Origin of the sequence: Bradyrhizobium sp. IC3123 (assembly GCF_020193625.1) — a bacterium.
GTDB lineage: Bacteria > Pseudomonadota > Alphaproteobacteria > Rhizobiales > Xanthobacteraceae > Bradyrhizobium > Bradyrhizobium yuanmingense.
The window spans coordinates 216073-240338 of record NZ_JADYVF010000004.1; the positions used below are offsets into that span (position 1 = coordinate 216073).

27 protein-coding genes are annotated in these 24266 nt (G+C 65.1%); 17 read left to right on the forward strand and 10 right to left on the reverse strand.

Annotation, left to right across the window (positions count from 1 at the left end):
• Positions 1-46: 46 nt before the first annotated feature.
• Positions 47-1408: an NAD(P)H-dependent oxidoreductase gene (locus I6F20_RS15325; protein WP_036027138.1), complete on the forward strand. Its 1362-nt coding sequence runs from the start codon at positions 47-49 to the stop codon at positions 1406-1408.
• 18 nt (positions 1409-1426) lie between these two features.
• Here the strand turns inward: I6F20_RS15325 and I6F20_RS15330 are convergent, their stop codons facing one another.
• The 5 genes from I6F20_RS15330 to I6F20_RS15350 form a co-directional block, all read right to left on the reverse strand.
• Complete coding sequence (locus I6F20_RS15330; RefSeq protein ID WP_036009365.1) at positions 1427-1819, reverse strand: thioesterase family protein; 393 nt, start codon at positions 1817-1819, stop codon at positions 1427-1429.
• A gap of 185 nt (positions 1820-2004) precedes the next feature.
• The gene (locus I6F20_RS15335) at positions 2005-2259 is read right to left on the reverse strand and encodes a tautomerase family protein (protein WP_276477896.1); all 255 of its coding nucleotides are present in this window, start codon (positions 2257-2259) and stop codon (positions 2005-2007) included.
• Between the two features lie 67 nt (positions 2260-2326).
• Complete coding sequence (gene hisS / locus I6F20_RS15340) at positions 2327-3847, reverse strand: histidine--tRNA ligase (RefSeq protein WP_225126829.1); 1521 nt, start codon at positions 3845-3847, stop codon at positions 2327-2329.
• Between the two features lie 40 nt (positions 3848-3887).
• Positions 3888-4412, reverse strand: a complete 525-nt coding sequence (locus tag I6F20_RS15345; protein WP_225126831.1) for a YegJ family protein — start codon at positions 4410-4412, stop codon at positions 3888-3890.
• 304 nt (positions 4413-4716) lie between these two features.
• Positions 4717-5799, reverse strand: a complete 1083-nt coding sequence (locus tag I6F20_RS15350) for a branched-chain amino acid aminotransferase (protein WP_225126833.1) — start codon at positions 5797-5799, stop codon at positions 4717-4719.
• A gap of 337 nt (positions 5800-6136) precedes the next feature.
• Between I6F20_RS15350 and I6F20_RS15355 the strand changes: the two genes are divergently transcribed.
• Genes I6F20_RS15355 through I6F20_RS15365 form a run of 3 tightly spaced genes read left to right on the forward strand, consistent with a single transcriptional unit; the run spans position 6137 to position 8816 of the window.
• Positions 6137-6679, forward strand: coding sequence for a MarR family winged helix-turn-helix transcriptional regulator (locus tag I6F20_RS15355; RefSeq protein WP_050991840.1), 543 nt, complete (start codon positions 6137-6139; stop codon positions 6677-6679).
• Positions 6676-7407, forward strand: coding sequence for a response regulator (locus I6F20_RS15360; RefSeq protein WP_036009315.1), 732 nt, complete (start codon positions 6676-6678; stop codon positions 7405-7407). The genes I6F20_RS15355 and I6F20_RS15360 overlap by 4 nt, the downstream gene beginning before the upstream one ends.
• 20 nt (positions 7408-7427) lie before the next feature.
• Positions 7428-8816, forward strand: a complete 1389-nt coding sequence (locus I6F20_RS15365; RefSeq protein ID WP_036009312.1) for an ATP-binding protein — start codon at positions 7428-7430, stop codon at positions 8814-8816.
• A 168-nt stretch (positions 8817-8984) separates the two neighbouring features.
• Here the strand turns inward: I6F20_RS15365 and I6F20_RS15370 are convergent, their stop codons facing one another.
• Together I6F20_RS15370 and I6F20_RS15375 are read right to left on the reverse strand one after the other, a co-directional pair.
• Positions 8985-9515 carry a DUF3617 domain-containing protein gene (locus I6F20_RS15370; RefSeq protein WP_036009304.1) on the reverse strand — a complete coding sequence of 177 codons (531 nt, stop codon included), beginning with the start codon at positions 9513-9515 and terminating at the stop codon, positions 8985-8987.
• 46 nt (positions 9516-9561) lie between these two features.
• A complete protein-coding gene (locus I6F20_RS15375; RefSeq protein ID WP_036009301.1) occupies positions 9562-9867 on the reverse strand; it encodes a hypothetical protein in 306 nt (101 codons plus the stop codon).
• Between the two features lie 184 nt (positions 9868-10051).
• On the opposite strand from I6F20_RS15375, the gene I6F20_RS15380 reads away from it, so the two are divergent.
• The 4 genes from I6F20_RS15380 to I6F20_RS15395 all read left to right on the forward strand — a co-directional run bounded on the left by I6F20_RS15380 (position 10052) and on the right by I6F20_RS15395 (position 12789).
• A complete protein-coding gene (locus I6F20_RS15380; RefSeq protein ID WP_128264812.1) occupies positions 10052-10513 on the forward strand; it encodes a hypothetical protein in 462 nt (153 codons plus the stop codon).
• Positions 10514-10624: 111 nt separating this feature from the next.
• Positions 10625-11311 carry a ribonuclease T2 family protein gene (locus tag I6F20_RS15385; RefSeq protein ID WP_225126834.1) on the forward strand — a complete coding sequence of 229 codons (687 nt, stop codon included), beginning with the start codon at positions 10625-10627 and terminating at the stop codon, positions 11309-11311.
• A 123-nt stretch (positions 11312-11434) separates the two neighbouring features.
• Positions 11435-12295, forward strand: coding sequence for a 23S rRNA (adenine(2030)-N(6))-methyltransferase RlmJ (locus tag I6F20_RS15390; RefSeq protein WP_225127153.1), 861 nt, complete (start codon positions 11435-11437; stop codon positions 12293-12295).
• A gap of 278 nt (positions 12296-12573) precedes the next feature.
• Complete coding sequence (locus I6F20_RS15395) at positions 12574-12789, forward strand: cold-shock protein (RefSeq protein ID WP_008544396.1); 216 nt, start codon at positions 12574-12576, stop codon at positions 12787-12789.
• A gap of 69 nt (positions 12790-12858) precedes the next feature.
• Here I6F20_RS15395 and I6F20_RS15400 read toward each other — a convergent pair whose 3' ends face one another.
• Positions 12859-13482: an outer membrane protein gene (locus I6F20_RS15400; protein WP_193760563.1), complete on the reverse strand. Its 624-nt coding sequence runs from the start codon at positions 13480-13482 to the stop codon at positions 12859-12861.
• A 250-nt stretch (positions 13483-13732) separates the two neighbouring features.
• On the opposite strand from I6F20_RS15400, the gene uvrC reads away from it, so the two are divergent.
• From uvrC to I6F20_RS15435, 7 genes are all read left to right on the forward strand, one after another.
• Entirely contained in the window at positions 13733-15799 is a 2067-nt protein-coding gene (gene uvrC / locus I6F20_RS15405) for an excinuclease ABC subunit UvrC (RefSeq protein ID WP_036027115.1), read from the forward strand.
• 97 nt (positions 15800-15896) lie between these two features.
• Entirely contained in the window at positions 15897-16514 is a 618-nt protein-coding gene (pgsA, locus tag I6F20_RS15410) for a CDP-diacylglycerol--glycerol-3-phosphate 3-phosphatidyltransferase (protein WP_036009286.1), read from the forward strand.
• Entirely contained in the window at positions 16511-16762 is a 252-nt protein-coding gene (moaD, locus tag I6F20_RS15415) for a molybdopterin converting factor subunit 1 (protein WP_036009285.1), read from the forward strand. Before pgsA ends, moaD begins: the two co-directional genes overlap by 4 nt.
• Before the next feature lie 4 nt (positions 16763-16766).
• Positions 16767-17234, forward strand: a complete 468-nt coding sequence (locus tag I6F20_RS15420) for a molybdenum cofactor biosynthesis protein MoaE (protein ID WP_225126836.1) — start codon at positions 16767-16769, stop codon at positions 17232-17234.
• The gene (prmB, locus tag I6F20_RS15425; protein WP_225126837.1) at positions 17234-18193 is read left to right on the forward strand and encodes a 50S ribosomal protein L3 N(5)-glutamine methyltransferase; all 960 of its coding nucleotides are present in this window, start codon (positions 17234-17236) and stop codon (positions 18191-18193) included. The genes I6F20_RS15420 and prmB overlap by 1 nt, the downstream gene beginning before the upstream one ends.
• 91 nt (positions 18194-18284) lie before the next feature.
• Positions 18285-18869: a phage holin family protein gene (locus I6F20_RS15430; RefSeq protein WP_057027666.1), complete on the forward strand. Its 585-nt coding sequence runs from the start codon at positions 18285-18287 to the stop codon at positions 18867-18869.
• Entirely contained in the window at positions 18869-19999 is a 1131-nt protein-coding gene (locus I6F20_RS15435) for a YihY/virulence factor BrkB family protein (RefSeq protein WP_036027106.1), read from the forward strand. Before I6F20_RS15430 ends, I6F20_RS15435 begins: the two co-directional genes overlap by 1 nt.
• 47 nt (positions 20000-20046) lie before the next feature.
• Here I6F20_RS15435 and I6F20_RS15440 read toward each other — a convergent pair whose 3' ends face one another.
• Positions 20047-20886: a class I SAM-dependent methyltransferase gene (locus tag I6F20_RS15440; RefSeq protein WP_225114838.1), complete on the reverse strand. Its 840-nt coding sequence runs from the start codon at positions 20884-20886 to the stop codon at positions 20047-20049.
• A 295-nt stretch (positions 20887-21181) separates the two neighbouring features.
• Between I6F20_RS15440 and I6F20_RS15445 the strand changes: the two genes are divergently transcribed.
• Positions 21182-22654: an EAL domain-containing protein gene (locus I6F20_RS15445; protein ID WP_225126840.1), complete on the forward strand. Its 1473-nt coding sequence runs from the start codon at positions 21182-21184 to the stop codon at positions 22652-22654.
• 15 nt (positions 22655-22669) lie between these two features.
• Entirely contained in the window at positions 22670-23524 is an 855-nt protein-coding gene (locus I6F20_RS15450) for a TIGR01459 family HAD-type hydrolase (RefSeq protein ID WP_057027662.1), read from the forward strand.
• A 217-nt stretch (positions 23525-23741) separates the two neighbouring features.
• On the opposite strand, the gene I6F20_RS15455 is transcribed toward I6F20_RS15450, so the two are convergent.
• Positions 23742-24137, reverse strand: coding sequence for a response regulator (locus tag I6F20_RS15455; protein ID WP_008567674.1), 396 nt, complete (start codon positions 24135-24137; stop codon positions 23742-23744).
• Between the last annotated feature and the right edge of the window lie 129 nt (positions 24138-24266).

Here is a 24266-nt window from a genome sequence, read left to right on the forward strand (position 1 = left end):
GCCGAATGCGCGGCGATCCCGGTCGTTGCCGATAGGGAGAGCAATCGTGAACCTCTACGCGAAACTTCTCGAACGACAGGCCGAGCGGCGCCCCATCAAAATCGGACTGATCGGGGCGGGCAAGTTCGGCGCAATGTATCTCCATCAAGTCCTGCGTACGCCGGGCGTCCATCTCGTTGGAATTGCTGACCTGTCCCCATCGCGTGCCCGCGAAAACCTGTACCGGGTGGGGTGGCGCCCGGAGCAGTTCGCCGCGACCTCACTCGGGGATGCTCTCAAGTACGGCACGACCTTCCTGACCGACGACTGGGAAGCGCTTGTGAAGTGCGAAGGCATCGAGGTGATCGCAGAGTGCACCGGCAATCCTGTCGCGGCGGTCGAGCACTGCCTCGGCGCCTTTTCTGCAGGCAAGGCCGTCATCAACGTGACCGTCGAAGCCGACGCCTTCTGCGGACCGATCCTCGCGCAGAGAGCCAGGCAGGCCGGCGTGATCTACAGCCTGGCCTATGGCGATCAGCCGGCTCTCGCTTGCGACCTCGTAGATTGGGCGAGGGCCTGCGGTTTTCCCGTCGTGGCAGCGGGCCGTGGCCACAAATGGCTGCCGCATTACCGGGAATCGACGCCCGAAACGGTCTGGGATCACTGGGGATTGTCTGCAGAGCAAGCTGCGCGCGGGGGCATGAATCCAAAAATGTTCAACGCGTTCCTCGACGGCTCCAAGCCTGCGATTGAATCTGCCGCGATCGCGAACGCAACCGGCCTGGAGGCGCCCTCGCATGGCCTTGCATTCCCACCGGGATCGGTCGACGACATCCCCACGCTGATGCGCCCCCGTTCGGAGGGCGGCATCCTGGAATCCAAGGGCCAGGTCGAGGTCGTATCCTGCCTGACGGCCGAAGGCAGGCCCATCCCCAACGACATCCGCAAGGGCGTGTGGGTCTGTTTCGAAGGCGACAGCGATTACATCCGCAACTGTTTCCAGGAATACAGCGTCGTCACCGATCCGAGCGGTCGTTACATGAGCTCCTACAAGAAGTGGCATCTCATAGGGCTGGAGCTTGGAATTTCAGTTGCCTCGATCGCTCTGCGCAATGAGGCGACAGGCGTCGCCACGACGTTCAACGCCGATGTTGCTGCCACAGCCAAGAAGGACTTGCGCGAGGGAGACATGCTCGACGGAGAAGGCGGCTACACCGTCTTCGGCAAACTGACGCCCGCCAGCACCTCGCTTGAAAAGCGCTATCTGCCACTCGGGCTTGCGCACAATGTGCGATTGACCAAGGCGGTAGCCAAAGACACCTGCATCACCTGGGCGGATGTGGCGATTGACGAGAGGCTGTCTGCCGTGCGTCTCCGCAGGGAGCAGGAAACGTCGTATTCGTCTCCAAAAGCGCGGAAGGTGGATTAGGCGAAATCCACAGCCGCGTTAAGCCCCGAGCCGCTTGTTGAACATCTCGACATTGACGAGCCCGCGGGCGTGGCGGCCTTCGCCGAGCTTGCGCGGGCCCTCGAATGCCTCGACCTCGAAGCGAATGACGCGGCGCTCGACCGCGACCACCTTTGCGGTGGTCCGCACGGTCGCGCCGACGAGCGCGGCGGCAAGATGGCGGATGTCGACCTCGGTACCGACAGTGACCCAGCCCGGCTGAAGCGCTGAGCGGATCGCATCACCCGATGCCATCTCCATCTCCAGGATCATCATCGGCGTCGCGTAGACAAAAGGCATGCCTGATACGAAATGCCCGACGGTGCGCTCCACCGGGACCACCAGCGTGCGCTCGGCGCTCATGCCTGTTGTGATGAAGTCGCGTGCGTCCATGGACCCCTTACACTCAGTGTCGTCCCGGACAAGCGCGCCTTAAGCGCGCGCCGATCCGGGACCCATAACCACAGGATCAAGTTTGGCGAAGGCTCGGAGTTACCAGCTGGCCCAATACCACTCCCTGTGGTTATGGGTCCCCGCCTTCGCGGGGACGACAGCGGTGAATGCAGAACCGTCGACCGCTACTTCTTCGCCGCCGCCGCACGCTCCACGAAGGTCTTGCCGCCCTTCATCTTGTGGCGGAGCGGGGCTTCGTTGATCTGGATGACGACGGCATCGGCATCGACGCCGAGATTCTTCACCAGCGCCTGGGTGATGTCGCGCATCATGCCGGCCTTCTGCTCGTCGGTACGGCCCTCGGCCATGCTGATGGTGATCTCAGGCATTGTCTTCTCCCTGCTGCTGTCGTCATGCCCGGGCTTGTCCCGGCCATCCACGTTCTCATCTATCAAACAAGACGTGGATGCCCGGGACAAGCCCGGGCACGACGCGGCCTGCGAATAGCTAGCCCCACTTCACGTCATGGCGGGCCAGGACCTCGCGTACTTTTGCGACGAGATCGGCTTCGCTGCACGAGAACTGCGCCGGCCGGGTCTCGCGCCATTCCTGATTGGAGGCGATCGCAGCGGCCGCCTTGGCGCCCTCGATCAGATCCTTGACCTGCACTTCGCCACGCGCCTTTTCATCCGAGCCCTGGATGATGACGCAAGGTGAGTTGCGGCGATCGGCATATTTGAGCTGGTTGCCCATGTTCTTGGGATTGCCCAGATAGAGCTCGGCGCGGATGCCCGCGGTACGCAAGCTCGCGACCATCTTCTGGTAGTCGGCGACGCGGTCGCGGTCGAACACGGTGACGACGACGGGGCCGAATTCGGGCCGCGTGTCGAGCTTGCCGAGCAGCGTCAGCGCGGCCTGCAGCCGCGACACGCCGATCGAGAAGCCGGTTGCCGGCACCGGCTCGCCGCGGAAGCGCGAGACGAGGCCGTCATAACGCCCGCCGCCGCCGACCGAGCCGAAGCGTACCGGGCGGCCCTTCTCGTCCTTGGTATCGAGCAGGAGTTCGACCTCGTAGACGGGACCGGTGTAATATTCGAGGCCGCGCACGACCGAGGGATCGATCTTGATGCGATCCGCACCATAGCCCGAGGCCGTGACCAGTTTTGCAATCTCTTCCAGCTCGCTGACGCCGGCCTGACCGACTTCGCTCTTGGCGAGATAGGTTTCTGCCGCGGCAATTGCTTCTCTCCAATCCTCGCGCGGCTTGGTGATGGCGAGAACAACATCGGCTTCCGCCGCGCTCAAATTGGCGCCTTTGGTGAAGTCGCCCTTGCCTTCCTCGCCGCCATCCCAGCGTCCGGGACCGAGCAGCTTGCGCACTTCATCCGCGGAAAACTTGTCGAGCTTGTCGATCGCACGCAGCACGGTCAGTCGGCGCGCCGCATTCTCTTCACCCGCGAGGCCAATGGCTTCCAGAACGCCGTCGAGCACCTTGCGATTGTTCACCTTCACCAGGTACTGGCCGCGCGCGATCCCGAGCGCCTCCATCGTGTCCGCCGCCATCATGCAGATCTCGGCATCCGCCGCCGGCGTCGCCGAGCCGACCGTGTCGGCATCGAACTGCATGAACTGGCGGAAGCGGCCGGGGCCGGGCTTCTCGTTGCGGAAGACGTAGCCAACGCGGTAGCTGCGATAGGGCAGCACCAGACCGTCGGTGCCGTAGCGCTCACCGACGTAGCGGGCCAGCGGCGCAGTGAGATCGTAGCGCAAGCTGATCCATTGCTCGTCGTCGTCCTGGAACGAGAACACGCCCTCGTTCGGACGATCTTGGTCCGGCAGGAATTTGCCGAGCGCGTCGGTATATTCCATCGCCGGCGTCTCCACCGGCTCGAAACCGTAGAGCTCGTAGACGGCGCGGATCTTCTCGACCATCTCGCGCGTCGCCCGGATCGCGGCAGGGTCGCGATCCTCGAGCCCGCGCGGCAGGCGCGCCTTCAGTTTCTGGGGTTTTTTGGGTTTCTCGGCCATGCGCGGCGTTTACCAGCCGCGGCGCGGGGCGGCAACTGCCCTACGGCTGCTCCATTCGCGCCCGGAGCGCGTCCGCGTCGGCCTTCGGCAGCGATTTCAGCGTCGGCTTGATGGTCTCGCCGCCGACGATCTTGCCGTTGCGCATGAACATCCAGTCCGAGATGTCGGCCTCCGCGAACTTGACCTTATCGCCGGCTCGCTTGCCCGGCAGATCGCGCGGCTCGTTGGCGAAGACGCCGGTCAAGGTCCCGTCGGGCAGCTTCTTCACCTCACCGATCCAGATGTGCTCCCCGCCCTTGCGGGTCGTAAAGCGCACCTTCAAAGCGTGACCAGACTCGGACGGCTTGGGCGATTCATAGGAAGCCCAGAAGGTCGGCAGCGAGCCGCGGGCGCGAGCGATCGCGGTGTTCATCTCGGGATCGCCGGTGCGCACATCGACGATCGGCGAGCGGTCTTGCGCAGCAACCTCGTGCGTCGGGCCGACGGTCAGGATGCCGCAAACGCAAACGCCGGTGATGGCGGCGAGAACGACCCATTTCATGGGTTGGGAGAGCTTTGTTGCCATGATCGCGATGTCCGGGACGCTTGTTGTGTCCTGGCTTTGTCGCACGTCGGCAGCAGCACGTTCAGTGCGCAATAAGCCACAAACGTTGCGCTTTTTACCCTCCCCTGGAGGGGGCCCGGGACGAGCGTAGCTCGCCCGTGGTCGGCTCGCATCTGAGCGTAGCGAAGATGAGAGACGGGGTGGGGTGAGGGTCTCTCCACATCGAACACTGCCCGTGTTGAGAGATCACCCCACCCGCTCGCGCTGCGCGCGATCGACCCACGGGCGAGCTACGCTCGTCCCGGACCCCTCCAGGGGGGGGTGATCAAAACACCTTGCGGATCCAGTTGTGGGGATCGTTGGTGCGGCCGTACTGGATGTCGACGAGCTGCTTGCGGAGGCCCATGGCGACGGGGCCGGCGGCGCCGCCCGAGATGTCGAAATCGCCGCTGACCGAGCGCACCTTGCCGATCGGCGAGATCACCGCGGCGGTGCCGCAGGCGAAGGCTTCCTTCAGCCTGCCTGAGGCCGCGTCCTTGCGCCACTGCTCGAGCGTATAGGGTTCTTCGCGCACCGTCTTGCCGGCGTCGCGGGCGAGCGTGATGATGGAGTCGCGGGTGATGCCGGGCAGGATGGTGCCGAGCGGCGGCGTCGATAGCGAGCCGTCGTCGAACACGAAGAACACGTTCATGCCGCCGAGCTCCTCGATGTAGCGGCGCTCGACCGCGTCAAGGAAGACGACCTGGTCGCAGCCGTGCTGGATCGCTTCGGCCTGGGCGCGCAGGCTCGCGGCATAATTGCCGCCGCATTTGACCGCGCCGGTACCGCCGATCGCGGCGCGCGTGTAGTTCTCCGACACCCAGATCGAGACCGGCGCGGGCCCGCCCTTGAAGTAGGAGCCGACCGGCGAGGCGATCACCGCAAAGATGTATTCGGACGATGGCTTGACGCCGAGGAAGGTCTCGCTCGCGATCATGAACGGCCGCAGGTAAAGGCTGCCCTCGCCGCCCGGCATCCAGGCGCGGTCGATGCGCACGACCTGCTCGACCGCCTCGATGAAGACGTCTTCGGGCAGCTGCGCCATCGCCATGCGATCGGCCGAGTCCTTGAAGCGGCGCGCATTGGCGTCGGGACGGAACAGGTTCACCCCGCCATCGTCGCGCTTGTAGGCCTTCAGGCCTTCGAAGATCTCCTGGGCGTAGTGCAGGACCGCGCCGGCGGGATCGAGCTGGAAGTCGGCGCGCGCCTCGATTTTCGCCTCGTACCAGCCGCCCTTGGCCTGGTTGTAGCGGACGATTGCCATGTGATCGGTGAAGACCCGCCCGAAGCCGGGATCCACCAGCTTGGCGACGCGGTCCTTCTCGGGCGTCGGATTGGATGCGGGCTGGATGTCGAATGTCATGCTCATGTCCTTGCCTCCCGCTGCCGGTGGCGGCGCTGTTTCTCGCGCCCGCCTGCCCGTTCGGGCCCGGCTGGCTTGATTGGTTTCTGGCCGGACCGCCGCCAGCCATGTTACGGCCGGTTTCCGCAGCCAGCATGTCATCGAGGACATGCTTTTGCGGAAGGCGGAAGTCCAGTATGTTTTGCCGAAATGCCGCTCGACAATCGCACGGTAGATCTGCTTCGGCCGTCGCCGCCTGTCCGGCTCTCTCCGGCCGTCCTGCTCCGATGCCACCCGGCGCGAAACGATCTAAAATTTCGTGCGGGTCGATCGTTTTGTAACATTGAACCCAAGATACGTCAATATGCCTGACATAAATTTCGCGACTCCTTCTCAAGACGCTGCCGCGCCCCGGCCGGCCGCAGGCGATGGAGGCAATTTGCGCTGGGATATCATCGAGCTGCTGTTCTTCGCCTATCGCGATTTCGTCGGCGATCCCGACCAGGAGCTGGAGGCGTTCGGCTTCGGCCGGGCCCATCACCGGGTCATGCATTTCGTCTACCGCTATCCCGGGCTCAAGGTCGCCGACCTGCTCGACGTCCTGCGCATCACCAAACAGTCGCTCGGCCGGGTGCTGAAGCAGCTCCTGGACGAGGGTTATATCGTGCAGAAGACCGGCGACAACGATCGTCGCCAGCGCCTGCTCTACGCGACGCCGAAGGGCGAGGCGCTGGTGCAGAAGCTCGCCGGGCTGCAGACCACGCGGATCACCAGGGCGCTCGCGGAGATGGGTCCGCAGGACGCCGAGACGGTCAAGCGCTTCCTGCGCGCGATGATCGACCGCGACGATCCGGACAAGGTGCTGGAGACGATCTTCGCTGCCGTCAAACAAGACGCCAAGGAGTGACCGTGCCGCTCGCAGCCACGCTCGCGCGCCCGCCGGTGCAACCGGCCGACGATGCCCCGCATCTCTTGCTGGTCGACGACGACCGCCGCATCCGCGACCTGCTCTCGCGCTTTCTTGCAAGTGAAGGCTACCGCGTCACCACCGCGGCGAGCGCCGGTGATGCGCGCTCGAAGCTGATGGGCCTGCATTTCGATCTCCTGATCCTCGACGTCATGATGCCCGGCGAGACCGGCTTCGACCTCGCCCGCTTCATCCGCACCTCGTCGTCGGTGCCGATCGTGATGCTGACGGCGCGCCACGAGGCGGAAGCCCGCATCGAGGGCCTGCAGATCGGCGCCGACGATTACGTCGCAAAACCGTTCGAACCGCGCGAGCTGGCGCTGCGCATCAACAACATCCTCAAGCGCGCCGCGCCGCCGCCGCAGGCCACGACGATCGAGAAGATCGCCTTCGGCCCCTATGTCTACCATCTCGAACGCGGCGAATTGCGCCAGGGCGAGGAGGTCATCCACCTCACCGACCGCGAGCGCGAGATGCTGCGGATTCTCGCGGAGACGCCGGGCGAGACCGTGCCGCGCAGCGCACTGACCGGCAATGGCAGCGTCAACGAGCGCGCCGTCGACGTGCAGATCAACCGCCTCCGGCGCAAGATCGAGACCGATCCCGCCAATCCGCTGTTCCTGCAGGCGGTGCGCGGCATCGGCTACCGCCTGGTGGCCTCGCCCTGAACCGCAGTGAAGCGCGCCAGATGAGCACGATAGATACCGGCCTGACGCTGCTGAAGAGCGCCGCCGGCCGCGTCTCCGCCGCGAACGGCTGGATGGGCAACGCGTTCAAGGGCTGGATGCCGACCGGCCTCTACGCCCGCGCGCTCCTCATCATGATCGTGCCGATGGTGGTGCTGCAATCGGTCGTCGCTTTCGTGTTCATGGAGCGGCACTGGAACACGGTGACGCGCCGCCTGTCGGCCGCGGTGGTGCAGGACATCGCCGCGCTGATCGACGTCTACAAGGGCTATCCGCAGGACAAGGACCGCACCGAGATCCGCCGCATCGCGCAGCAGCGACTCGGCCTCGTCGTCGATTTCCTGCCTGCCGGCGACATGCCGCCGCCGGGACCAAAACCGTTCTTCTCGCTGCTCGACCAGACGCTGTCGGTGCAGCTCGGCCGCCAGATCGGCCGCTCGTTCTGGATCGACACGGTCGGCCGCTCCAACCTGGTCGAGATCCGCATCCAGCTCGACGACGCCGTGATGCGCGTGTTCGCGCAGCGCAGCGCCGCCTATGCCTCGAACTCGGAGATCTTCCTGTTCTGGATGGTCGGCACGTCCTCGATCCTGTTGATCGTCGCGGTGCTGTTCCTGCGCAACCAGATCAAGCCGATCCTGCGCCTCGCCGATGCCGCCGAGAGTTTCGGCAAGGGCCGCGAGGCCCCGAATTTCCGGCCGCGCGGCGCGCGCGAGGTGCGGCGCGCGGCCGTCGCCTTCCTGGAGATGAAGTCGCGCATCGAGCGCACGATGGAGCAGCGCACCGCGATGCTCGCCGGCGTCAGCCACGATCTGCGCACCATCCTGACCCGCTTCAAGCTCGAGCTGGCACTGATCGGAGACAGTCCCGAGCTCGAAGGCATGCGCAAGGACGTCGACGAAATGTCGATGATGCTGGAGGATTACCTTGCGTTCGCCCGCGGCGATTCCGGCGAGCAGTCGCAGCCGACCGACATGGCGCAGGCGCTCGAGGAGCTGCGCAGCGATGCCGAGCGTCACGGCCATACCGCGACCGTCGCCTTCAACGGCCTGCCCGTGGTGACGGTGAAGCCGGCTTCGTTCAAGCGCTGCCTCGCCAACCTCGTCACCAACGCAGCGCGCTACGGCAAGAACATCGCCATCACCGGCCAGCGCGATCACCGTTATTTGACCGTCACCGTCGACGATGACGGCCCCGGCATTCCCGCCCACTTGCGCGAAGAGGTATTCAAGCCGTTCCTGCGGCTGGACAACGCCCGCAACCAGGACGAAGGCGGCACCGGCCTGGGGCTCGCGATTGCCCGCGACATCGCCCGCTCGCACGGCGGCGACATCACGCTCGGTGACAGCCCGATGGGAGGATTGAGGGCGAGCGTGCGGATACCGGTGTAGGTGCGGTTTTCCCTTCTCCCCTTGCGGGAGAAGGGCGCGAAGCGCCGGATGAGGGGTATCTCTCCGCGCGTCCAAGTCTCATTGAATTCGCGGAGAGAAACCCCTCACCCGTCTCGCCGCTTTGCGGCGATCCACCCTCTCCCACAAGGGGAGAGGGAAAGAGCACACCTACTTCGGCAGCAGCGCCTTCAGCTTGTCCATGTCGCGCGTGTTCATCTTGAAGCCGCCGGGCATGACGATGTCACCGGGCTTCTGATCCGGCTTGCAGGCCCCGAGCCACTTGGCTTGCAGCGTCGTCGTGCTATCGCGCCCCGCCGCACCAGCAACGCCGCCTTTGGCGTGTGAGGTCGTCTTCACCGTGTAGGCCGAATTGAAATCGCCGGTGATCTCGGCATGCGAGGTCGTGCTGACGCCGGCGACGCTGCACTCGGAATCGCTGACATAGCCGGTCGCGGTCTTCTTGATCTCCTGCTTGGCGCAGATCTGCTTGGCCATCGGGGAGACGTTGTTGCTCATCTCCTTGTCGACGGTCTCGTCGGTGCAGTGCTGCATGGTCATCTCGGGCATGGGCGAGCCCGATGTGACCAGCTTCATCTCCCAAAGACCGGCCTTGCGCAGCGGCAGTTCGTCGGCGCTGGCGCTGCCTGCCGACAACGCGAGGCAAAGCATCGAGCCGAGCAAAGCGAGTTTGCGCGTCATGAGGGAAGCTCCCGGCTGAGAGAGGTGCGGCGCCTACGACAGCGCCTCAGTACAGTGTGCGGATCGGCCGGTCGGCGGCGCCATAGGGCACCCAGCGGCAGGAGAACGAGATGTAGCCGCCCTCATAGGCCTGCACGCCCAGGAATTTCGCGACCTTGCCGTAGCGGGCGCAGTGATCGACGGCGACCTGACGCGCATCGACCTGGGTCGCCATCGAATAGGCGATGATGCCGCCGGTGTCGTTGCCCTTGAACGGCGGCACCAGAGAAAAGATGTCGGCGCGCGCCGACTGGCTCGCCATGCCCGAGACAATCAGGCTGGCAAGAAGGCCCGCGGCCGCAATGATTCGCATTCCCGTCACTCCAATTGGCTGGCGCCAGTCTACGGTGCCGGGACGGACGTGAAAAGAACCGAACCCCTGTTGGCCGCGACATCCTGGTCAAGTCCTGGCGAAGTGTTGCCGCGCTGCACTTGACCCGCCCCAACCTTCGCGGCACCGTCCAGCCTTCGCAAGACCTTAGCTGTCCGGATTGACCATGCGCGCCCCCTCCCTGAAATCGCTCCGCTTTGCCGCCGTGCTCGGCCTCATGTTGGGAGCGCTGTCGCTCGGCGAGGCCAGGGCCGCCAATCCGCTCGAGCTGAATTTCTGGCTGAGCGGGCCGCGCTATGACGGTGCCGTCGCCCCTTGCGACTGGGCTCTGCCGAGGATCGTGCACGAGTTCGCCGAAAAGGAATACACGTTCTGGAATTCTTCGTTGCAGATCACCGGTTTCTCCGCCGTTCGCGAGACCGCGTTCCGGCCCTGGCAGTCCGACAACATTCCGCGGCGCTATTGCACCGGCGAGGCCATGCTCAATGACGGCAAGGCGCGCAAGGTGCATTTCTCGATCATCGAGGATGGCGGCTTTGCCTCCTACGGCAACGGTGTCGAATGGTGCGTCGTCGGCGTCGACCGCAACTGGGCCTACAATCCGGCGTGCCGCGCCGCCAAGCCCTGACTCCGACACCGGCTTATTCGGCTCAGCTAGCCGACGATTGTCCAATTTTGTTCTTGAAATGTTCCCATCGCCTGCTAGGCTGTGTGCACAGTCTAGTTGAGGGGCGTCGCCATGTTTCACTCCAGATTGCGTTCGTTGTCCCGTTTGATGATCTCGCTGATCCTCATTGCGGGGTTGGCCAGCCTCGCCGGCGGTGCGAAGGCACAGGATAAGCGGCAAAACGCACCCGGCGAGTTCGACTTCTATGTGCTGGCGCTATCGTGGTCGCCCTCGTTCTGCGAGGAAGCCGCCGAGCGCGGCGGACGGTCCCAGATGCAATGCAGCGGACGGCCCTACGCCTTCGTGGTGCATGGGCTGTGGCCGCAATATGAAAACGGCTTTCCCGAATATTGCCAGCGGCCGGCGCCGCGGCTGAACCGCAACATCGTCTCCTCGATGCTCGACCTGATGCCGGCGCCGGGCCTGATCTTCAACGAATGGGACAAGCACGGCACCTGCTCCGGGCTGGAGGGCCGCAGCTATTTCGAGATGATCCGCAAAGCGCGCGCCGCAATCAAGATTCCGGCCGAGTATCTCGACCTGTCGCAGGCCAAGACCATCGCGCCGGCGGAGGTCGAAGAAGCCTTCATCAAGGCCAATCCGGGTCTCGGCAATGCCGCCGTCTCGGTCACCTGCAACCGGACTCGGCTGTCCGAGGTCCGCATCTGCCTCAGCAAGGATCTGCAATTCCGCGCCTGCGACGAGCGCCGCGCCTGCCGCCGCGACCAGGTCACGATGCCGCCGATCAGGGGCGGGTAGCTCAGTCATTGCGAGCGCAGCGAAGCAATCCAGAGTGCCTCCGCGGACGCATTTCTGGATTGCTTCGCTGCGCTCGCAATGACAGGGGTTAGGATCGCGCCAGACAACGTAGTCCTCTCCGCCATGAACTACCGCCACGCCTTCCACGCCGGCAGCTTCGCCGATGTCATCAAGCACATCGTGCTGGCGCGCATCCTCACTTATCTGCAGGACAAGCCGGCAGCGTTCCGCGTCATCGACACCCATGCCGGCGCCGGCCTCTACGATCTCGACAGCGACGAGGCTCGCCGCGGCGGCGAATGGCTGACCGGCATTGCGCGGCTGCTGCAGGCCCGCCTGTCGAACGAAAGCGCGGCACTGACGAAGCCCTATCTCGACATCGTCCGCGCCTTCAATCCGAAGGGGGAGCTCAAGGCCTATCCGGGCTCGCCGTTGATCGCGCGCGGCTTGCTCAGGCCGCAAGACCGGCTCGTCGCCTGCGAGCTCGAGCCGAAGGCACGGAAAGCGCTGATCGACGCGCTGCGCCGCGACGAGCAGGCGCGCGTGGTCGATCTCGACGGCTGGGTGGCGCTGCCGGCCTTCGTGCCGCCGAAGGAGCGGCGTGGCCTCGTGCTGATCGATCCGCCCTTCGAGGCCAAGGACGAGTTCGAGCGGCTCGGCGAAGCCTTCTCGGCAGCGTTCGCGAAATGGCCGACCGGTATCTACGTAATCTGGTATCCCGCCAAGAACCGGCGCGCCACCGACACGCTGGCACAAACCGTCGCGCGGCTCGCAGCTGCAGCAAAGCCGCCCGGAAAATGCCTTCGCCTCGAATTCAGCGTCGCGCCGCAAGCCAACAGCGCCGCCCTCACCTCCACCGGTCTCTTGATCGTCAACCCGCCCTACACGCTGCACGGCGAGCTCAAGACCATTCTGCCGGAGCTGGAAATACCGCTCGGCCAGGGCGGTGCTGCCAGATTCCGGCTGGAGGTACCCAAGCCTTAGCGCCAAGCATTGACGCCAAGCCGTAACACTCCGGCATTCTTGGGAAAAATATGCAGGACCGGTAGTCAATCTGCAAAGAAACGTATTATGCTATTTCCGTGACTGGCTTTACGTTCCGCTTCCGCGAATGGTTGCGGCGGAGTGAAGGCCCTAAGAAAGATCCCGCCGGACCGATCAGGTCCGTCCAAGGATGGCCAGCTCCCGGGCTCCGTAAGGCCCGGTCATGTCGCGACGTGAGTCTGCGTCGCGACGGAGGAGCAATGAGGGGGAGTTTCCCGATGGCCATGACGGGAACGGTCAAGTTCTTCAACGGCGAGCGCGGCTACGGCTTCATCAAGCCTGACGACGGCGGTCGCGATGTCTTCGTTCACATCACTGCTGTGGAGCGGGCGGGACTGAAGGACCTTGCCGAAGGACAGCGTATTACTTTCGAAGTCGAACCGGACAAGAAGGGGAAGGGACCGAAGGCGGTCAATCTGGTGATCCTCTCCTAGCGATCCTTGCAAAAAAAATCCCGGCCGCGAGCGGCCGGGAGGCTGGTCCGGTATTTTCTTCTTTGGATGTCAGAAGCGATAGTTCACGCCTGCGCGGACAACGTTGGCGCTATAGCCGTTTGACACGCCCGTGATTGCGAACTGGCTGGTCGACAGATCGATGTAGAGATATTCGAGCTTGGCGCTCCAGTTCGGCGCGAGGCCGACTTCCGCACCGGCGCCGATGGTCCAGCCCGCGGTGGTGTGCGACTCCGACCAGCCGAAGGTCTGCGCGCGCAGCTCGCCGAAGGCGAGACCGGCGGTGCCGTAGAACAGCACGTTGTTGAACGCATAGCCGGCGCGGCCGCGCAGGGTGCCGAACCACGGATTGGAGAACTTCCACGGCGCGAACGTGTCGTCGGCGCCGGCGGCCTGGATGTCGCCCTCGACGCCGAACACCCACGGGCCGTTCTGGAAATTGTAGCCGGCCTGCACACCGCCGACGAAGCCGGACGGCTTGGTGGGGTTGTTGTCGACCGAGCCCCATTCATAGCCGATATTGCCGCCGAGATAGGGACCCGCCCAGCTATAGGCATTGAGCGGCTGATTGACGGTATAGGGCGCGCGCTGCCCGTATTGGAGATCGGCGGCCTCTGCCGAAGCTGTCCAGCCGGCCGCAACCAACGCGGCTGCGCCCACAACGAGCCTCTTCATCACTCACTCCAACGCCACTGTCGCAACCCGAGCGATGCCCGCGCCGCCGCGCGAGCAAAACCGCATGGTTACGGAACCAAGAGCTTTTCGCGTAGGATTTATCGAGAGTTTTAAGTTAAAGGGCTGTTAAGCCGGGTTACCGCCCGCTTAACAGACTTAAGGAAGCGTTACCGGGAGCTGCCCGCCATCCTCTGTGCGTGCCGCATGGCCGGAACTTCAAATCAGTCCCCCCAGCGCCTAAATTCGTCCCATGGTTCACGATTCCCCCGACAATCCGGACGACCGCGCGCGCAAGGCGCCGCCGGCTGCGAGCGACACGCCGCCCGAGCGGCTGGCCGGGCCGGACGTAGATCCCGCGGCGGCAGGGGGCGATGACGAGGACGATGCCCTGCTGCCGGACATCCTGGAAGAGAGCGGCGCCGTCGGCGAAGGCCCGCTCGCGACCGGTCACGAGGCGATCGAGCGCGCGGTCCGCCTCGCACCGACCTCGCCTGGCGTCTATCGTATGCTCAATGCGAACGCCGACGTGCTCTATGTCGGCAAGGCCAAGAACGTCAAAAAGCGCCTGTCCAGTTATGCGCGCCAGAGTGCGCCGCTGCCGGCCCGCATCCTGCGCATGATCGCGGCCACCGTCACGGTGGAGATCGTCTCGACCACGACCGAGACCGAGGCGCTGCTGCTGGAAGCCAACCTGATCAAGCAGCTGCGGCCGCGCTTCAACGTGCAGCTTCGCGACGACAAGTCGTTCCCCTACATCCTGATCACCGGCGACCATTGGGCGCCGCAGATCCTGAAACATCGCGGTGCGCAGACCCGGCCCGGGCGCTATTTCGGCCCGTTTGCCTCCGCCGGCGCGGTCAACCGCACCATCACGGCGCTGCAGCGCGCGTTCTTGATCCGCTCCTGCACTGATTCCTTCTTCGAGAGCCGCACCCGGCCCTGCCTGCTCCACCAGATCCGCCGCTGCGCCGGACCCTGCACCCGGGAGATCGATTTCGGCGGCTATTCGACGCTGGTGCGCGAGGCCAGCGACTTCCTCTCCGGCAAGAGCCATGCGGTGAAGCAGGAGCTCGCCGGCGAGATGGAGAAGGCCTCGAACGAGCTCGAATTCGAGCGCGCCGCACTGTACCGCGATCGCCTCGCCGCGCTATCGGCGATCCAGTCGCAGCAGGGCATCAATCCGCGCACGGTGGAGGAAGCCGACGTGTTCGCCATCCACCAGGAGGGCGGCTTCTCCTGCGTCGAGGTGTTCTTCTTCCGCACCGGACAGAACTGGGGCAACCGCGCCTACTTTCCGCGCGCGGAGAAGAGCTTTACCCCGGAGGAGGTGCTGGGGTCCTTCCTGGCGCAGTTCTACGACGACAAGCCGCCGCCGAGGAACATCCTGCTCTCGCACGATATCGAGGAGAGCGAGCTGCTCGCCAACGCGCTATCGATCAAGGCTGGCCACAAGGTCGAGGTCACCGCGCCCAAGCGCGGCGAGAAGAAGGAGCTGGTCACCCACGCGCTGACCAATGCGCGCGAGGCGCTCGGCCGCAAGCTCGCGGACACCGCGACGCAAAGCCGGCTGCTCGAGGCCATGGCCGCGACGCTGAGCCTGCCACACGTGCCCAAGCGCATCGAGGTCTACGACAACAGCCACATCCAGGGCACCAACGCGGTCGGCGCCATGATCGTCGCGGGCCCAGATGGCTTCGTGAAGAACCAGTACCGCAAGTTCAACATCAAGTCGGAAGGGATCACGCCCGGCGACGACTTCGCCATGATGCGCGAAGTGCTGGAGCGCCGCTTCAAGCGCCTGATCAATCCGCCCGAGGATGCCGCCAAGGAAGGCAACAAGGCTAAGGACGACGATTTCCCGCAATGGCCCGACCTCGTGATCATCGACGGCGGCCGCGGCCAGCTCAACGCCGTGCGCGAGATCTTCGCCAATCTCGGCCTGACCCAGGTGTCGCTGATGTCGGTCGCCAAGGGACCGGACCGGGATGCCGGCCGCGAGACCCTGTTCATGCCGGAGCGCGAGGCGATCAAGCTGGAGCCGCGCGATCCCGTACTCTATTTCATCCAGCGCCTGCGTGACGAAGCCCACCGCTTCGTCATCGGCTCGCACCGCAAGCTGCGCAAGAAGGACATCCGCGAGGCTGGTTTGCAGGAGATTCCGGGCATCGGCCCGTCACGCAAACGTGCCTTGCTGCACCATTTCGGAACCCTGAAGGAGATCGAACGGGCCTCGATCGCCGATCTCGGCAAGGTTCCGGGGGTGAGCGCTGAGAGCGCGCGCAGGATTTTCGAATATTTCCATCCCCAACCGGGATGAACTAAAGGGGGACCGCAGTCATATGATCGTCGTGTCCGCACCTCATTTGGGGCGCGGGACGGTTGACGTTCAGGCAGCAGCGGTATTGGTAGGACGGATGAACATCGCCACCACACGAGGGACGACCAGCCGCGCGATGTCCCTCCCCAACATCCTGACCTATGGCCGGATCGCCGCGATCCCGGTCGTGGTCGGATGCATCTATGCGCAGTCGATTCTGGATCAGCCGCTCTGGCTGCGCTGGCTCGCGGTCGCCCTTTTCATCGCCGCGGGGGTGACGGATTACCTCGATGGCTATTACGCGCGGATCTGGAATCAGCAATCGGCTTTCGGCCGCATGCTCGATCCGATCGCCGACAAGCTACTGGTCGCCTCCTGCCTGTTGATGCTGGCCGCGGACGGCATCATTCACGGCTGGTCGCTATGGGCCGCCATCGTGATCCTGTGCCGCGAGATCCTGGTCTCGGGCCTGCGCGAATATCTGGCTGCGCTCCGTGTCAGCGTGCCCGTGACCAAGCTTGCGAAGTGGAAGACCACGGTCCAGCTGGTTGCGATCGGCTTCCTGATCGCCGGCCCAGCCGGCGATCAGGTGGTGCCGGTGGTCTCGATGATTGGCCTCGCGCTGCTGTGGGCTTCGGCGATCCTCACCATGTACACCGGCTACGACTATTTCCGCGCCGGCATCCATCACCTCATCAAGGAGGACGAGGGATGAAGGTGAAGTATTTCGCCTGGGTGCGCGAGCGCGTCGGCAAGGCCGAAGAGACGATCGAGCCTCCCGCGAGCGTGCGCACCGTCGAGGAGTTGATCGCCTGGCTCTCCGGCCAAAGCGAAGCCTATGCGTACGCGTTCGAGAAGCCGAAGGTGATCCGCGCCGCGATCGACCGCGCTCACGTCAAGCAGGATGCCGCCATCGCAGGCGCCCGCGAGATCGCGTTCTTCCCGCCCATGACCGGCGGCTAGCCTCATGACCTGCCCCGTCACCATCCGTATCCAGGAAGACGATTTCGACATCGCGCGCGAGATCTCGGTCCTGACGAGCAGCCGGACGGATATCGGCGCTGTGGTGACATTTTCCGGCATCTGCCGCGCCGACGAGGACAGCGCCACGGTCGCCGCGCTGACGCTCGAACATTACCCCGGCATGGCGGAGGAAGAGATCAGGCGCCACGCCGACGAGGCCGTCTCGCGCTGGCCGCTCAACGGCATCACGGTGATTCACCGCGTCGGCCGCTTGATGCCGGGCCAGAACATCGTGCTGGTGGTGACCGCCTCGCAGCACCGACAGGCGGCGTTCCAGGCCGCCGAGTTCCTGATGGACTATCTCAAGACCAGCGCGCCGTTCTGGAAGAAGGAAGAGAGCGCCACCGGCACCGGCTGGGTCGAGGCCCATGTCCGTGACGACGAAGCCGCCGCACGCTGGACCAAATCCTGATGGCCAAGCCAACGAAAAAGACCGCGCGCGGCCGCGCCGCGCCTGACCTCGCGAAGGTGGGACCCGGCGAGCTTCTCATGCTGCTCGACTTCGTCCGCTATGCCGTGAGCCGCTTCGTCGAGGCCAAGCTTTCCTTTGCTCATGGCACGACGGATCCCGTCGCGGAAGCCGCGTTCCTGGTCTGCGAGGCGCTGCATCTCAATCCCGACCAGTTCGAGATCTTCGCCAACGCGCGCGTCAGCGCCGCGGAAGGCAAGACCCTCCTTGACCTCATCCATCAGCGCGTCACGACGCGCAAACCGGCCGCCTATCTCGTCAACAAGATCTACATGCGCGGCCTGCCCTTCTATGTCGACGAGCGCGTCATCGTTCCGCGCTCCTTCATCGGCGAGCTCCTGGAGTCGCATTTCGGCGCCGACGGCGAGGCCGGATCGCTGATCGACGACCCGATGGCGGTCGAGCGCGTGCTCGATCTCTGCACGGGCTCGGGATGCCTTGCGATCCTCGCCGCGCATCATTTCCCGAACGCCACCATCGACGCCGTCGACATCTCCAAGGGCGCGCTCGAGGTCGCTGCGCGCAATGTCGGCGAATACGGGCTCGAGGACCGCATCAGCCTGTATCGCGGCGATCTGTTCGCCCCTCTCGGCGGCAATAGATACGACCTGATCATCACCAACCCGCCCTACGTCGACGCCGAGGGCATGGCGGCATTGCCGCCGGAGTGCCGGGCCGAGCCGAAGCTCGCCTTCGATGGTGGCGCCGACGGTCTCGACGTGGTGCGCCGGATCCTACGCGATGCGCCCGACCACCTGACGGCGGATGGCGGGCTGATTTGCGAGATCGGCCGCGGCCGCGAGCTGGTCGACGAGGCCTTTCCGGAACTGCCGCTGCTCTGGCTGGACACCGAAGATTCCGAGGGCGAGGTGTTCTGGATCGCGGCCGCCGATCTCGGCTGATTCATCGCGGCCGATCACGCTCCGTCGGAACAAGTCAAATATCGCCACGTTCATCCCCCGATGAATTTTCTCGTCTTGGGAGGATGTCCGCATGCTCGCGCCATCGGGCGAATTGCTGCGCGCCGGGATGGCGCTCAAGCTCAATCACGTCAAACGCGCTGCTCAATCCTATCTGCGTGACCAGACCAGCCAGGCCACAGGCAAGGTGACATCCTACGCGGTGGCCGGCGGGCTGTTCGCGGTCGCCGGCCTGTTCGTTGTCGCGGCATTCTTCGTCGGCCTGATCGCCTTGTACCGTTGGGTCGGGATCACTTACGGGCAGTTCTGGGGATTTGGCGCCGTCGCCGCAGTGCTGCTGGTGCTGGCTGCGGTCTGTGCCGGGGTGGCCATGGCCCAGATGAAACGCAAGGCCAAGCCGGTCGTGCCGCTCGCGAGCCGTCTGCGCGTGGCGGTCGCCACGCCCCGGATCCCGCGTGGAACGGTCAAGGAGGCGGTGAAGGAGGTCGCAACGACGATTCCCCTCGCGCCGCTCGCACCGGGCGAGCGCGGCGGCATCAAGACCTGGCCGGCTCGCGCCAACCGTCCCGTGCAGCTCGGCCTGATGCTCGCGGCGGTCGGCCTGGTCGGGCTGACGGCCGCCCGGCGGCGACGCAACAGGCATAGTCTGGAGGCGTGATGTTGGCGCGGCGCCCCGAACAGATCGACTCCTGGCTGCTGGTGGCGGCAACGGCCGTGTTCGTGCTGACCGCGGAGCGCTACTTTCAGGATTCCGGCCTGGCGAGGCCCGGGCCTCCGCAACACCACCGCAAGGGCGAAGCGAATTCCCCGGAAACGCACCCGGCCGGTGCGGCGATGCAGCCGGGCCGCGGCCGCCGGGCGAAAAGCCCGTTCGAGATCCCCTGGGCTGGCTGGAAGGACATTTTCTGGCGGACCTATCAACGCATCGACGAGGATCGCCTGCTCGCGACGGCGGGCGGCGTCGTCTTCTTCGGGCTGCTCGCGCTCTTCCCCGCAGTCACCGCGCTCGTCTCCTCTTATGCCCTGTTCGCCGATCCCGCCACGATCAGCGCCAATCTGCACACGCTTGCGACCATGCTGCCGGAGGGCTCGTTCCAGATCGTCGAGGACCAGGTCGCGCGCGTGGTGTCGAACGGCAATGCGACGCTCGGCGTCACCTTCCTGGTCGGCCTGCTGCTTGCGATCTGGAGCGCCAATGCCGGCGTCAAGGCGATCTTCGACGCCCTCAACGTCGCCTATGAGGAACGCGAGAAGCGCAGCTTCATCCGGCTGAACATGGTCTCGCTGGCCTTCACCGTCGGCGGCATCGTGGCGCTGCTGTTGATGGTGGGAGCCGTCGTCGCCTTCCCGCTTGCGCTCAATCATCTCGGCATGGCGCCGGAAAGCAAGCTGATCGTGGCGCTGGCACGATGGCCGCTGCTGTTCATCATCCTGCTGGTCGCACTCGCCATCCTCTATCGCTTCGCGCCGAGCCGCGATGCGCCGCGCTGGCAATGGCTGAGCCTCGGCGCCGTGATTGCCGCGATTCTCTGGATCGCGGGCTCTGCCCTGCTGTCCTGGTATCTCTCGGAATTCGCCAATTACAACGCAACCTACGGCTCGCTGGGCGCGGCGATCGGCCTGATGACGTGGATGTGGATGTCGGCGATCGTCATCATGTTCGGCGCCGAGCTGAATTCGGAGATCGAGCGGCAGACGCTGCGCGATACCACCACCGGGCGGGCGAAGCCGCTCGGCACCCGGGACGCCGTCTCCGCCGACACCGTCGGCGCCACCGCGCCATTTTGATCGGTGGCGGTCGGGCCGAAGCTGGCCCGACCGCATCCCAGGCGCGATCAGCGCTTGGTTATCACGGCTTCCAGATATTCGCTGTGCACCACGATCGTGCCGTCATCGGCGTGGTTGAACTCTTCTAGCAGCGCCAGGAGATCGCGCGCCAGCGCGGCCTGCCCGTTCGCGTCGAGCGCGGCAAACGCCTTCAGCGTGGGGCCATAGAAGGTCTTGAAGATCTCGAGCCAGTGGTCCGGCGAACGATAGCGGAACACGAACATGCGCGGCTCGGCGGCGATCTCCGCGGCCACGCCGCCGAACATCTCCTCGAGCCGTGCCGGTGTGCCCCACATGGCGGGCGATTTCACCCCGGCCGGCGGCGGCAAATGCTTGCCGATGGTCTTGAACAGCTGGCCGATGAAGCCTTGCGGCGTCCAGTTGGCGAGACCGATCTTGCCGCCGGATCTGCAGACCCGCGCGAGCTCGGAGGCCGCCCTGTCCTGATCCGGCGTGAACATCACGCCGAAAGTGGAGAGCACGACGTCGAAGGCGGCATCCGCAAACGGCAGCGCCTCGGCATCCGCCTCGCGGAACTCGACGGCGAGGTGTTCGGCCATGGCGCGCTCGCGCCCGCGCTTGAGCAGCGCCGGCACGTAGTCGGTGGATGTGACGTCACACCAGCGCCGCGCCGCCGCCAGAGTCGCATTGCCGTTGCCGGCTGCGACGTCCAGCACCTTGCTGCCGGCGCGCAGGTCGATGGCCTCGCAGAGCTGTTCCCCGACGATCTGCAAGGTGGTGCCGACCACGGCATAATCGCCGGAAGACCAGGCGCCGTGCTGGCGCTGCTTGACGGCGGCAAGATCAGGTTGGGGGGCGGCTGGCTTGAGCGCGGCGGATGTCGACATGGCAATCTCCTGCGGTTGAAAACGCCGGGACGATAGGGCGCATGCGGCGCGCTGGCCTTGAGGGCGGCATGATTTTCCGCTGAGAGCGTCTTGATTTCCGCACCTGAGCCGGCAGACGTGTGACGAAACGCTTTGGGCGCGCGGGCCTGAATAGGCTCCGACACAGTCCTATCCCCTCGAATCAACAATGATGTTAGGCTGATCGAAGCTTGGGGGAGCATGAGGCGTGACGAGGTCGAGCGACCCGTGTTTTCCCCGGGTGAGGCAGTCAGCTCTTAAAGGCATAACGCGCGGCATGATTCGCATTTCGACGATCTTCATCGCCATCTGCATGGTCCTGGTCGCGGCCTCGCTCGGGCTCGTGCTCTATTCGGTCGCTGGCATCAGCGGAACGGAATCGGCGATCGTGGCGCTGACCGCGCTGACTTTCCTGATCCTCTACAACGCGGTGTCGATGCGGCTGCGCGACCGCAGCGACGTCGGCGGCCAGATCGCCGATCTCTCGCGCGGCACCGCCGACCTCGCCCGCCAGGTGGCCGAGTTCGGCCGCCGGCTGGCTGCGGTCGAGAGCCGCATCGCCGCGTCCAATTCGACCAATTCCGACCGCATCCAGTCGGTCATCGGCGAGATCAACGAACTTGGCGGATTGGTCAGGCAGCTCGCCACCACCGTGGCGGCCCATGAGGATCTGCTCGCCGGCCACGCGTCGGCCCCCGCACCCGCCCCGGTCTCAAGGCCCGAGCCGGAAACGCCGATCGATCTGGCTGCCCCGTTCGAGGAGAAGCCGCTCGCTCCTCCTCCGCTTCCGCAGCCCCCGCTACGGCCGGCGTCGCCGACGGTGCAGGCCGCCCCCCCGGTTCAGACCGCGCATGGACGCAACCAGACCCAATTGCTGGCGACGCTGCGCAATGCGGTCGACGAGAACCGCATCGATATCTTCCTGCAGCCGATGGTCACGCTGCCGCAGCGCAAGGTGCGGTTCTACGAGGCGGTGACGCGCCTGCGCGACGAGCGCGACCAACTGATCGCCGCCGAAGAGTTCATCAGCATCGCGGAAGCCTCGGGCCTGATCGGGCGCATCGACAACATGGTGATGCTGCGATGCGTGCAGGTGCTGCGGCGCCTGATGGTGCGCAACAAGGACGTCGGCGTGTTCTGCAACGTCGCGGCGTCCACGCTGGGCAATTCCACCACCTTCGCGCAATGTCTCGATTTCCTGGAAGCCAACCGCGCGCTGGCACCCTCGCTGGTGCTGGAGTTCAAGCAGTCGACCTTCCGCAATCTCGGCCCCGCCGAGACCGAGAACCTCGCGGCGCTCGCCCAGCGCGGCTTCCGTTTCTCCATCGACCATGTCACGGATTTGCGCATCGAACCGCGCGAGCTGGCCGATCGCGGGGTTCGCTTCATCAAGGTGCCGGCCGCGCTGCTGCTCGATCCCAAGCAGGCCTCCGCCTCCGACATCCACCCTTCCGACCTCTCCGACCTGCTCGGCCGCTTCGGCATCGATCTGATCGCCGAACGGATCGAAGGCGAGCGCGCCGTGGTCGACCTGCTCGACTATGACGTACGTTTCGGCCAAGGGTTCCTGTTCGCACCGCCCCGGCCATTGCGGCCGGAGGGGGCATCTGCTACCGGCGGGGCCTCGCCGAACCAGGCGCAGGACATTCAAGGATCCAATGGCTCCGCCACACCCAACTCAGGCGCGACCTCTTCGGCGCCTCCGCCCCAACGCGTCACCGGCAACGCAGCGCTCGCTCGTCGCATCTGATCGGCCGCGCACGCCATGACCGCGCTGCATTTTGCCGAAGGCCTGCGCGAGCTCGTGGGCGGTGTGGAGGTCGTGCTCAGCGACATCTGGGGCGTGGTCCATAACGGGCTGGAATCCTTCCCCGAAGCCTGCGAGGCGCTGCACACCTATCGCAGCCGCGGCGGTACGGTAATCCTGATCACCAACGCACCGCGCCCTGCCGACTCCGTGCAGCGGCAATTGCGCAAGCTCGGCGTCCCCGATGAGACCTATGACGCGATCGTATCTTCAGGCGACCTGACCCGGCTCTACGTCGCCGAGCATCCCGGCCGCAAGATGTTCTGGCTCGGCCCCGAGCGCGACAACTCGATCTATCGCGGCCTCGATGCGGTGACCGCGCCGCTGGAGCAAGCCGATTACATCGTCTGCACCGGCCTCTACGACGACGAGACCGAGACGGCGGAAGACTATCGCGGCATGATGCTGCAGGCGCGCGAGCGCAAGCTGACGCTGGTCTGCGCCAACCCCGACATCGTGGTGGAACGCGGCGACCGGTTGATCTATTGCGCCGGCGCCATCGCCGAGCTCTACCGTGAGCTCGGCGGCGAGGTGATCTTCTACGGCAAGCCGCACCGGCCGATCTACGAGCGCGCCATGGCGCTCGCCGGCGAACGCCAAGGCTACCAGATCGACCGGAAAAAGGTGCTGGCGATCGGCGATTCCGTCCGCACCGACTTAACCGGCGCCCGCGAATTCGGCATCGACTGCCTGTTCGTCACCCGCGGCATCCATGCCGAGGAGTTCGAGGGCCTCGACCAGCTCGACCCGAATTCGGTCATAGAGCTGTTCGGCCACCCGCCGAAGGCGCTGATGCGCGAATTGAAGTGGTGACGGCGGAGCGCGCGCAGCTGCAATGGACTTAGACCAAAGGGCAAGCCTCAGACGCCGTCATGGCCGGGCATAGCCGTCCGAAGGACGGCGTCGCTTGCGCTCGCCTATGACCCGGCCATCCACGTCTTCCTTTTTTTGCATCCAAGAACGTGGATGCCCGGGACAAGCCCGGGCATGACGTTCCAAACGGAAAATTGTTGTCCGGCGAAGAGCGCCCTTACGCGCTCGCCATGTCCGGGAAGACCGCCTCGATCTTGGTCTTCAGCGTCGCCGCATTGAACGGCTTGACGATGTAGTTGTTCACGCCGGCCTTCTTGGCCGCGATCACGTTCTCGGTCTTGGATTCGGCCGTGATCATGATGAAGGGCGTGGTGGCGAGGTTCGGATCCGCGCGGACTTCGCGCAAGAGGTCGTAGCCCGTCATCGGCTCCATGTTCCAGTCGGAGATCACGAGCCCGTACTTCTTGCCGCGCATCTTGTTCAGCGCTGCCGAACCGTCGCTGGCATCATCGATGTTCTCGAAGCCAAGCTGCTTCAGCAGATTCCGGATGATACGGATCATGGTGCTGTAGTCATCCACCACCAGAACCGGCATCGACAAATCAACCGCCATCTCGACTCCCCCAACGCAAGAATATTACGATCGGACCTGCCAGGCCGGCGCCCGGCAGTTCCACGCCTCAAGGACTAGCACCAAGGCCTTAAACAGCGCGTTAACTGCGGTCAGCTCCGAAGGCTTGAA

Excerpts from the sequence above, each read along its gene's own strand:
- I6F20_RS15330 (WP_036009365.1), bottom strand. The coding sequence starts at position 1,819 with ATGGACGCACGCGACTTCATCACAACAGGCATGAGCGCCGAGCGCACG.
- hisS (WP_225126829.1), bottom strand. The coding sequence starts at position 3,847 with ATGGCCGAGAAACCCAAAAAACCCCAGAAACTGAAGGCGCGCCTGCCG.
- I6F20_RS15345 (WP_225126831.1), bottom strand. The coding sequence starts at position 4,412 with ATGGCAACAAAGCTCTCCCAACCCATGAAATGGGTCGTTCTCGCCGCC.
- I6F20_RS15350 (WP_225126833.1), bottom strand. The coding sequence starts at position 5,799 with ATGAGCATGACATTCGACATCCAGCCCGCATCCAATCCGACGCCCGAG.
- I6F20_RS15355 (WP_050991840.1), top strand. The coding sequence starts at position 6,137 with ATGCCTGACATAAATTTCGCGACTCCTTCTCAAGACGCTGCCGCGCCC.
- I6F20_RS15365 (WP_036009312.1), top strand. The coding sequence starts at position 7,428 with ATGAGCACGATAGATACCGGCCTGACGCTGCTGAAGAGCGCCGCCGGC.
- I6F20_RS15370 (WP_036009304.1), bottom strand. The coding sequence starts at position 9,515 with ATGACGCGCAAACTCGCTTTGCTCGGCTCGATGCTTTGCCTCGCGTTG.
- I6F20_RS15375 (WP_036009301.1), bottom strand. The coding sequence starts at position 9,867 with ATGCGAATCATTGCGGCCGCGGGCCTTCTTGCCAGCCTGATTGTCTCG.
- I6F20_RS15380 (WP_128264812.1), top strand. The coding sequence starts at position 10,052 with ATGCGCGCCCCCTCCCTGAAATCGCTCCGCTTTGCCGCCGTGCTCGGC.
- I6F20_RS15385 (WP_225126834.1), top strand. The coding sequence starts at position 10,625 with ATGTTTCACTCCAGATTGCGTTCGTTGTCCCGTTTGATGATCTCGCTG.
- I6F20_RS15390 (WP_225127153.1), top strand. The coding sequence starts at position 11,435 with ATGAACTACCGCCACGCCTTCCACGCCGGCAGCTTCGCCGATGTCATC.
- I6F20_RS15395 (WP_008544396.1), top strand. The coding sequence starts at position 12,574 with ATGGCCATGACGGGAACGGTCAAGTTCTTCAACGGCGAGCGCGGCTAC.
- I6F20_RS15400 (WP_193760563.1), bottom strand. The coding sequence starts at position 13,482 with ATGAAGAGGCTCGTTGTGGGCGCAGCCGCGTTGGTTGCGGCCGGCTGG.
- uvrC (WP_036027115.1), top strand. The coding sequence starts at position 13,733 with ATGGTTCACGATTCCCCCGACAATCCGGACGACCGCGCGCGCAAGGCG.
- pgsA (WP_036009286.1), top strand. The coding sequence starts at position 15,897 with ATGAACATCGCCACCACACGAGGGACGACCAGCCGCGCGATGTCCCTC.
- moaD (WP_036009285.1), top strand. The coding sequence starts at position 16,511 with ATGAAGGTGAAGTATTTCGCCTGGGTGCGCGAGCGCGTCGGCAAGGCC.
- I6F20_RS15420 (WP_225126836.1), top strand. The coding sequence starts at position 16,767 with ATGACCTGCCCCGTCACCATCCGTATCCAGGAAGACGATTTCGACATC.
- prmB (WP_225126837.1), top strand. The coding sequence starts at position 17,234 with ATGGCCAAGCCAACGAAAAAGACCGCGCGCGGCCGCGCCGCGCCTGAC.
- I6F20_RS15430 (WP_057027666.1), top strand. The coding sequence starts at position 18,285 with ATGCTCGCGCCATCGGGCGAATTGCTGCGCGCCGGGATGGCGCTCAAG.
- I6F20_RS15435 (WP_036027106.1), top strand. The coding sequence starts at position 18,869 with ATGTTGGCGCGGCGCCCCGAACAGATCGACTCCTGGCTGCTGGTGGCG.
- I6F20_RS15440 (WP_225114838.1), bottom strand. The coding sequence starts at position 20,886 with ATGTCGACATCCGCCGCGCTCAAGCCAGCCGCCCCCCAACCTGATCTT.
- I6F20_RS15445 (WP_225126840.1), top strand. The coding sequence starts at position 21,182 with ATGATTCGCATTTCGACGATCTTCATCGCCATCTGCATGGTCCTGGTC.
- I6F20_RS15450 (WP_057027662.1), top strand. The coding sequence starts at position 22,670 with ATGACCGCGCTGCATTTTGCCGAAGGCCTGCGCGAGCTCGTGGGCGGT.
- I6F20_RS15455 (WP_008567674.1), bottom strand. The coding sequence starts at position 24,137 with ATGGCGGTTGATTTGTCGATGCCGGTTCTGGTGGTGGATGACTACAGC.